This is a genomic window from Streptococcus sp. ELY_86 (assembly GCF_058314495.1).
Window position 1 is genome coordinate 62,155 of the sequence record NZ_JBZFUK010000007.1, and the last position, 7,848, is coordinate 70,002.

The following is a 7,848-nucleotide window of genomic DNA, read 5'->3' on the forward strand; positions in this document are numbered from 1 at the left end:
AAAAATGACAAATCTGTCTGAGCGTAGACACTGAGCCAGATTGTCACCCATTAGCTAGTCATCATTTTTCATCACGCTGCCCCAATTATCCAAATCATCAATAAATTTTTTGCTTTTTAAATGAAGTCCCACATAGTCTTCGTAAAGACCATCAATAAATGTCCGAAGCTTCTTTTTCATATCGGCTTTGACAGAAATGGTTTGCAGATCTTCAAAACGAAGAGACTGAAAACGATCCAGCAAATAAGGCACATTGGGATCTAAATGGCTGCGATGGTCATCTTTCTCATAATGTTCAGGGCACAGCAATCCCGAATAGCGGTGGGAAAAATCAAAAGCCAGCCCTACACGATGGCAAATACAGCATTCATGAAAATTGAGCTGAACGCCAAAACGTTCCAGAATCTGAATTTCAAAGATACTTGTCAGGATCTCATAATCAAGTCCCTCATTCATCAACTCCAGTGTCTTAACCAAGAAGGCAAAAAGACTGGCATCAAAACTGGCATCCGGAATAGCGGCGTCCGCCAAAGCAACAAGGTAGCTGGCATAGGCTAATTTATAGATATCAGTATTAATCTCCTTAAAAAGAGAGACTTCCTTATAATCCTCTATATAAGAAAGTCCTGTGTCATTAATCTTTAAGATGAAATTAGCCACCGTCAGCGGCTCAATAACCGAAGACAGTCGTGAATTACCGGCATGACGTACAAAAAACATGTGCTTGCCTGAACTTTCCGTAAAAATTTTGACTAATTTATCATTCTCACGAAAATGACGATTGTAAAGCACCAAACCTCTGGTTTCCTTAGTCTGCATACTGCTCCATAAATTCTTTCAAGCGTTTCATAGCTTCCTTAATCGTTTCCATGCTGGCTGCATAAGAAATTCTGACATAGCCTTCGCCGTATTTGCCAAAAGCAACACCTGGAATAAAGGCTACTGCCTTTTCTCTGGCAAAATCCTGCAAAAATTTAAAGGAGTCCTGACCTTCAGCAACCGGAATTTTAGCAAAGATATAGAAAGCGCCGTCAGGTTTAATTATTTTAAAGCCCATTTCTTCCATTTTTTCAATGAGATAGTCCCTACGCTTGATGTATTCTGCTTTCATTGGCAAAGCATCATTTTTACCATTTACCAAAGCTTCGATAGCTGCATACTGAACACTGGTAGTCGCTGCAGTAACCAAATACTGGTGGCTCTTAATTAACTGCGCTGTTAAAAGAGCCGGAGCAAAAATCAAACCCAAACGCCAGCCGGTCATTGCATGCGACTTGGACAGACCGGATATCAGAATCGTCTGTTCCGGTAAATATTCCGCAATGGAAACGTGTGCTTCATCGGTATAAGTTAATTCCGCATAAACTTCATCACTGATGACAAAAATATTATATTTTTTAAGAACCGCAGCCAAATCCTTTATTTGCTGACGCGAATAGGTGACACCCGTTGGATTTGTAGGATAGTTAAGAATAACTGCTTTTAGCGCCGATCCTTCGGCTACAATGGCTTTTTCAAGCATTTCAGGTGTCAGTACAAAGTCATTGGCTCTGGTATCAATTTCCACAACATCTCCCCCGACCAAATTGACAATCGGTTCATAGCCGGGATAAGCAGGTGCCGGCAAAAGAACCTTATCACCAGGTTCTATAACAGCTGTCAGAGTAGCTGACAGAGCTTCAGTGGCACCAATAGTAACTAAAATTTCATTATCCGGATTGTAGTTTAGATGATATTTTTCTTTAACAAAAGCACTGGCTGCCTGCCTCAATTCCAAAAGCCCTGCCATACCCGTATAGTGACTTTTATCAGCATCAATGGCCTTCTTGGCAGCTTCCTTGATATGTTCTGGTGTTGTAAAATCCGGTTCACCCAAAGTTAATTTCAAAATCCCCGGAATATCTGAAATCGACTGATCAAACTGCCGAATCATAGAAACTTCAATTCGGTCCAAATTCTTATTAAAACGTGTACTCAAATCCATAAAAACACCTCTTACAAATATATTATCATTATTATACACCAAAAAATCTGCTTTTTCACCCCATAAAAAAATCGCTAAACAGCGATTCTTCTTTTATTGTGGATAAGTAAATTCAAACAAAGGCGAGAGCGGCCGTTTTTCGTGTACACGAATAATAGCTTCTGAAATGAGGTCTGCAATCGAAATTTGCTCAATCTTATCAATCAAACGTTCCTGTGGTAAATCAATCGTATCTAAAACAACCAGCTTTTCAATCGCAGAATTCTGAATATTATCTAAAGCAGGGCCTGACAGTACCGGATGGGTGCAGGAAGCATACACCGCTGTTGCCCCAGCTTCGGCAAGAGCATCTGCAGCATGGGCAATGGTTCCCGCCGTATCTATCATATCATCAATTAAAATGCAGGTTTTTCCCGAAACATGCCCAATAATATTCATCACTTCGCTGGTATTCATTTTATTGACATTCCGCCGCTTATCAATAATCGCAATCGGCGTTTGGAGGAATTGAGCCAGCTTGCGGGCACGCGTTACACCGCCATGGTCAGGGCTGACAACGACATAGTCACTGCCGCACATGCCGCGGCGGACAAAGTAGTCAGCAATCAAAGGGGCTCCCATCAAGTGATCAACTGGTATATCAAAAAATCCTTGGATTTGCGCAGCATGCAAGTCAACTGTCAGCAAACGGTCAACTCCTGCTACTGCAAGCATATTGGCAACTAATTTGGAGGTAATTGGTTCACGGGCACGTGCTTTTCGATCTTGACGGGCATAACCGTAATAAGGCATCACAACACTGACTGTTTCAGCACTGGCACGTTTAAGAGCATCCACCATAATTAAGATTTCCATTAAATGGTAATTGACAGGTGAACTGGTTGACTGCAAAATAAAAACATGCTTCCCGCGAATAGATTCTTCAATGTTAACCTGAATTTCCCCATCAGAAAACTGACGGACAGTTGATTTTCCAAGACTGATTCCAATTGTCTTGGCTACTTTTTCTGCTAATTCTTTGTTTGAAGACAGGGCAAACAATTTTAAATTAGAATACGACATAATTCCTCCAAAGTTTTAATCCCTTACCATTTTAACGTTTTTACCGTAATTTTTCAATTAGATTTACGAGGATATTTTGACAAAAAATAAAAAGATAAGACGCATCTTATCTTTTTGGCTCTTTGTCAACTATAGTGGGTGATGAAAAGCTAAGTTCTGGAGAGAACCCAGTTGGTTCTCTCTTTTTTGCTGTTCAAGATAAGATAAATCCGTTTCTTGAAGTTAGGGAAATTACGATAACCAAACCCTTGACGCTTGATATCTTTGATAAGCTTGTTAGTTGCCTCGAGCTTGGCGTTTGAGTAATCTAGCTCGAGTGCGTTCGTAATATAGGGCCTGTATTTTTCAAAGGTCTTAAAAACAGTGAAAAATAGGGTGTTGACCGTCTCTTTGCAGTCGTGAATCAACTCGAAAAAGTGTTGGCTATTCTTTTCCTGGAAATGGTAGAGCAGGAGCTGATAGAGGTCATAGCAGTCGGCTAGCTCGGGCGAAAAATCCTTTATCTTCTGGATAATCTCCCTCGGAGAGAGGTGAGCACGAAAGGTGCGGTTGTAAAACAAGGTATCACTGAGCGTTCGGCTATCTTGGAGGAGAAGTTTCCAAAAGTATTTGATGGCTCTATAGGGCAAGGAGTTGCGGTCAAACTGCTTCATCATCTGGATGCGAGTGCGGTTCATGGCTCTGTTGAGGTGTTGAATGATATGGAAGCGATCTAAGATAATCGTTGCATTAGGAAATAGTCTTCTAGCTAGCGGAATATAGGCTCCGGACATATCCAAGGTAATGACCTTGACCTGTTTTCTGGCTTTCACTGAGTATTTAAGAAAGTAGTTACGGATGGTCGTTTGACGCCTGTTTTCCAGGATGGCGATAATCTCACGCGTCTTGAAATCTTGAGCGATGAAAGCCAGCTGGCCTTTTTGAAAGCTGAACTCATCCCAGGACAGGATTTCTGGCAGCTTGTCGTAGCTTTCTTTGAAGCGGAACTGATTGAGTTTTCGGTAGACAGTTGCTGTGGAAATGTGCAGTCTCCGAGCAATATCAGTCAAAGCGACTTTGTCAGTCAAGAGATCCGCCACTTTTTGGCGGACGAGGTTAGAAATCTGGCAGTTTTTCTCGACAACATCAGTCTCAGAAACGACCACTTTTTTGCAGGCTTTGCACTGAAAGCGTCGCTTCTTGAGTTTGAGAAGCGTTGGCATCCCTGCCTGCTCAAGGAGAGGAATTTTAGAAGGTCTCTGCCAGTCGTATTTGATCATTTTGCCTTGGCAATGAGGGCAAGAAGGAGCGGGATAATCAAGGGTGGCTTGCACCTCAATGTGAGATTGGTGCTGAGAAGCCAAGATTATTTTGATGTGTGGGTCTTTCATTCCGAGTAATTCTGTGGTATTCTTAAGGTGTCTCATAAGTTACTTTCTAATGATGGTTTAGGCGCTTTTCATTATAAGTCTTATGAGGCTTTTTGTGTATTCAAAAAGCTCTACAATATCCAAAGTGGCGTTACCCACTACAGATATTATAGAGCCATCTTTTTACATAGCTTTTTAGTTTGGATAGATATAGCTTACACTGCCTGGATTGAACCATCCACGGTAGTTACCGATAGATTGATTTCCAGCATAGTTAGCTTCTTGAACTTGAATTTGACCGCCTTGAACACCTGTAACATAAGCAACGTGTCCATAACCGCCATCATTCCATACTGCTACAGCGCCGGCTGTAGGTGTAGAACCAACTCTGTAGCCTGCTGCTGCTGCACTGGCTGCCCATTGGCCGCCATTACCCCAGTAATTGCCAACCCAAGGCGCTAATGATTTAACACCCCAAGTACATTGACCAACTGGATATGTGTTTGCAGAAGATGTATTGGATGCTGACGCTGCCGGTGCTGCTGTGCTTGCAGCTGGGGCAGTTTGCTGTTGTTGAGTTTGTGTTTGTGTTTGCGCAGCACTTTGGCTTTGTTGTCCGGCATTATTATTAGCTGCTGAAGCTTGAGCTGCGGACTCAGTTGTTTGTTGTGCTGCTGGAGCTGCTTGTTCTTGCGTTTCCTGTGTTTGAGCAGGTTGCGCTTGTGAAGCTTGTGCTTCATTGCTTGATTGAGCATTTGTATCAGCAGCCGGCTGTTCTTCTTGTGTTTGTTGATTTGCTGCCGCTTGCTGCTGTGCTTGGGCTGCTTGTTCTTGTAAAGCTTTAGCTTCTGCTGCTGCTTTAGCCTCAGCCGCCGCTTGAGCTGCTGCTGCCTGACGAGCTGCTTCTTCAGCTGCTGCTTTTTGAGCAACCAAAGTAGCCTTTTGATTTTGTGCAGTTGACAATTCAGCTTGCAAGTTTAATTGAGCTGCTTCCAATTGCGCTTTTTGAGTTGTCAAAGCATTTGTATTTTGAACAATTACTGCTTGGTTAGCTGCAACAGTATTAATTGCTGCTTGATTTTGTTGTTGCTTTTGTTCAACAGCTGCTTTATCCTGTTCTTGTTGTTTAAGCATTTTTTTATTTGCTGAAACAACTTCACGGATAGCTGAAACGCGGTTGATAGCATCAGAAACTGATTTTGAATTAACAATAGCGTTAACATAGCTTGTCGCTGCATTGCTCTTTTGAGCGCTGCGAGCTTGTTTTTTCAAAGATTCGTTACGTGCAACAATCTTATTTGAAAGAGTTTGAATTTCTTTCCCTAAAACAACAGACTGTGCTTCAAGTCTTTGGTTTTCAGCTTGTAATTGTGCTTGCTGAGTCTGCAGGGCACTGACTTGTCCCTGAATAGTGTTGACTTGTGTTTGCGCTGCTTGCTGTTGAGCATTTAAATTATTAATTTTAGCATCTTGCGACGCAATTTGTGAATCAAAATCATCAGCACTTACAGATGACAACACTGTCGCAGAGCTAAGTGTCACACCACTAACTAAAACTGCAGATAAAATTCTTTTTTTCATTACAAATATAACTCCTTTTTCGATAAGACTTTATTATTATATCAAAAAAAGCCGCTTTATATATTACGGCATTATTACATTTTTATTTAAAAAGCTTTAATGACGCCTTTCAAGATAGGTCTTCTCTAATAGTTTTTGCGACAAAAGAAAGGCAAGCATGTTGAAAATCAAAGACGGTGCCAGATTGTAAGTGACAAAATCATTTAAAGGATAGGCTGTTAATTGATAAAAATAGGCTATGGCAATACTGATAAAATCAAGAAAAAAAATCAGGATAAAGAAAACCAAGAAACGCGACAGGGGTCTCTCGCTGCTGATGTGCTTCCAGATCTTAATCATAACGACTGCTACCATCGGAAAGAGCAGAGTCATGATGCCAAAATTATAGATTCCTAAATAGTAAAAGTCATAAATGATTCCTAAAAGAAAGGCCAAGATAAAAACAAAATAAGGATTAAAAACAATGGTATAAAATAAGAAGAAAAGGATCAAAAGATGACTGGAGACAATAAACTGATTGTGGAACAAAGCCCGCGATAATAAGGAAAGATGACCATCCAAAAGCAAAAGAAGAAAAGCTAACAAAACAGCAAAAGGTTTATTTTTAAAGACAGACATGTTAATCACCTACCAAGGTTACATGAGAAATATCTGATAAATCAATAGCCGGTTTGACAATGATTTTTCGCGAAAGATTGATGGAATTATCTTCCTCAGAGACAACTTTGCCAACAGAAATTCCTTCTGTGCTCTGACCGTCTAAGCCGCTGGTTGTAACGGCATCTCCCTTTTGAACTTTAAGAGAGGAGGTCAGCTGTGTAATTTCAAAGGTCCCGGACTCAGAGTCGTAATGCGTTAAAATACCAAAAACATCTCCTTTTTTAGCAGCAATTTTAACAGGGATTTCATCAATATTTTTAGTATTTGAAAGTAACTTTACAGAACTTGAGCCAGCGGTTATCTGTGCAACTTTCCCAATTAAACTGCCATTGGAAAGAGCCATCATGTTTTTACTAACTCCGTCTTTTTTTCCTAAATCTATGGTTAAAACATCCAGCCAGGAAACAGGTGAGCGAACGATAACTTTAGAAGACAGAACTGTTTGATCGGGAAAGGACTTTTTAATTTTCAGCGTTTTCCTAAGAGCTGTATTTTCTTCTTTCAGCTTTTCTATTTCGCTTTTTTGCCCTTCGAATTGTTCTACCTTACGCTTTAGTGATTTATTTTCCGAATTTGCATTAAATAACCGTTTAGTGCCATCGATCAGCTGAAATGGTAAATTCAGAATTTCATCAACACTGGAAACCGCAGTATTCACCGGTTTAGACACAGATTTCATAACAATAGAATCCTGAAAAATAAAAAAAAGTCCTATTGAAATTGCCAGCAATGCCGTAACAACAAAAACAATAAAACGCGATAACCTAATTTTTTTCATTTCAACCACCCGCACACAAGCTATAAATAAAACGAGATATCAACAGATAATCTCGTTTAACTACGGAGAATGGGGGATTCGAACCCCCGCGCCAGTTTCCCGACCTAACGATTTAGCAAACCGTCCTCTTCAGCCTCTTGAGTAATTCTCCAAATATATATGGGCACGAGTGGACTCGAACCACCGACCTCACGCTTATCAGGCGTGCGCTCTAACCAGCTGAGCTACGCGCCCAAGCTACTGCTTGGCTTATTCTATAAAAGCGGGTGACGAGAATCGAACTCGCGACAACAGCTTGGAAGGCTGTAGTTTTACCACTAAACTACACCCGCTAAAATGGCGCGAGACGGAATCGAACCGCCGACACATGGAGCTTCAATCCATTGCTCTACCAACTGAGCTACCGAGCCTGACTTATTGCGGGAGCAGGATTT

At 41.0% G+C, this 7,848-nt stretch carries 7 protein-coding genes and 4 tRNA genes; all 11 read right to left on the reverse strand.

Going from position 1 to position 7,848, the window contains the following annotated elements; all coding sequences use genetic code 11:
- Positions 1-54 precede the first annotated feature (54 nt).
- The 11 genes from recO to AC4HAN_RS09390 all read right to left on the reverse strand — a co-directional run bounded on the left by recO (position 55) and on the right by AC4HAN_RS09390 (position 7,824).
- Positions 55-819: a DNA repair protein RecO gene (recO, locus tag AC4HAN_RS09340; protein ID WP_491092266.1), complete on the reverse strand. Its 765-nt coding sequence runs from the start codon at positions 817-819 to the stop codon at positions 55-57.
- Entirely contained in the window at positions 809-1,984 is a 1,176-nt protein-coding gene (locus tag AC4HAN_RS09345) for a pyridoxal phosphate-dependent aminotransferase (RefSeq protein WP_491092267.1), read from the reverse strand. The genes recO and AC4HAN_RS09345 overlap by 11 nt, the downstream gene beginning before the upstream one ends.
- A gap of 93 nt (positions 1,985-2,077) precedes the next feature.
- The gene (locus AC4HAN_RS09350; protein ID WP_491092268.1) at positions 2,078-3,046 is read right to left on the reverse strand and encodes a ribose-phosphate diphosphokinase; all 969 of its coding nucleotides are present in this window, start codon (positions 3,044-3,046) and stop codon (positions 2,078-2,080) included.
- A gap of 149 nt (positions 3,047-3,195) precedes the next feature.
- Positions 3,196-4,452, reverse strand: coding sequence for an ISL3 family transposase (locus tag AC4HAN_RS09355; protein ID WP_491092269.1), 1,257 nt, complete (start codon positions 4,450-4,452; stop codon positions 3,196-3,198).
- A gap of 138 nt (positions 4,453-4,590) precedes the next feature.
- On the reverse strand, positions 4,591-5,976 hold the full coding sequence (locus AC4HAN_RS09360) for a CHAP domain-containing protein (RefSeq protein WP_491092270.1): 1,386 nt from the start codon (positions 5,974-5,976) through the stop codon (positions 4,591-4,593).
- A gap of 96 nt (positions 5,977-6,072) precedes the next feature.
- On the reverse strand, positions 6,073-6,594 hold the full coding sequence (gene mreD / locus AC4HAN_RS09365; RefSeq protein WP_491092271.1) for a rod shape-determining protein MreD: 522 nt from the start codon (positions 6,592-6,594) through the stop codon (positions 6,073-6,075).
- 1 nt (position 6,595) lies between these two features.
- Positions 6,596-7,414 (reverse strand): rod shape-determining protein MreC, encoded by an 819-nt coding sequence (mreC, locus tag AC4HAN_RS09370; RefSeq protein ID WP_491092272.1) that lies wholly within the window; start codon positions 7,412-7,414, stop codon positions 6,596-6,598.
- 63 nt (positions 7,415-7,477) lie between these two features.
- A tRNA-Ser gene (locus AC4HAN_RS09375) sits at positions 7,478-7,565 on the reverse strand.
- Positions 7,566-7,574: 9 nt separating this feature from the next.
- Positions 7,575-7,648: transfer RNA gene (locus tag AC4HAN_RS09380), tRNA-Ile, on the reverse strand.
- Between the two features lie 27 nt (positions 7,649-7,675).
- Positions 7,676-7,746, reverse strand: a tRNA-Gly gene (locus tag AC4HAN_RS09385).
- A gap of 5 nt (positions 7,747-7,751) precedes the next feature.
- Positions 7,752-7,824, reverse strand: a tRNA-Phe gene (locus AC4HAN_RS09390).
- Between the last annotated feature and the right edge of the window lie 24 nt (positions 7,825-7,848).